General features: G+C 74.6%; 1 protein-coding gene. It reads left to right on the top strand.

Annotated features, from left to right (window positions below; genetic code table 11):
- On the top strand, positions 1–752 hold a 752-nt coding region (locus FHD68_RS18755), incomplete at both ends, for an iron-containing alcohol dehydrogenase (protein ID WP_139086643.1).

Below are 752 nucleotides of genomic sequence, written 5' to 3'. Positions count from 1 at the left end.
GCGGCCCTGGGGCGGCGGGTCCTGCTGGTCCACGGCCGCGACCCCGGCCGCAGCGCGGCGCTGGCCCGCGATCTGGCCGCGGCGGGCTGTTCGGTCGCAACCTTTGCCGTTCCGCATGAACCCGACATCGCCCTGATTGAGGCAGGCGTCCGGACGGGCGCGGAGGTCCAGGTCGTCGTCGCGATGGGCGGCGGGGCGGTGATCGACGCGGGCAAGGCCCTGGCGGCCTGCCTGACCATGACCCGTCCGCTGATGGATCATCTGGAGGTCGTGGGACAGGGGCTGCCGCTGGACCATCCCCCGTTGCCCTTCGTGGCCATCCCCACCACCGCCGGCACCGGGGCCGAGGTCACCCGCAACGCCGTGATCGGCGTCCCCGAGGCGCGCCGCAAGGTCAGCCTGCGCGATGCGCGGATGCTGCCGGCGCTGGCCATCGTGGACCCGGCCCTGACGGACGGCTGTCCGCGCGCGGTGACGCTGGCCTCGGGGCTGGATGCCGTCACGCAGGTGATCGAGCCCTATGTCTGCACCCGCGCCAATCCGTTGACCGACTCGCTGTGCCGCGACGCGATCCCGCGTGGGCTGGCGGCGCTGATCCGCCTGATGCAGGCCGAAGACCGCCAGGCGCGCGACGAGATGGCCTGGGTCAGCCTGTGCGGCGGCCTGGCGCTGGCCAATGCCGGGCTGGGCGCGGTGCATGGGCTGGCCGGCCCCCTGGGCGGGCTGACCGGGGCGGCGCATGGCGCGATCTG

Origin of the sequence: Paracoccus marcusii, assembly GCF_006151785.1 — a bacterium.
Classification (GTDB): Bacteria; Pseudomonadota; Alphaproteobacteria; order Rhodobacterales; family Rhodobacteraceae; genus Paracoccus; species Paracoccus marcusii.
This window is presented reverse-complemented; position numbering and strand designations above follow the sequence as displayed.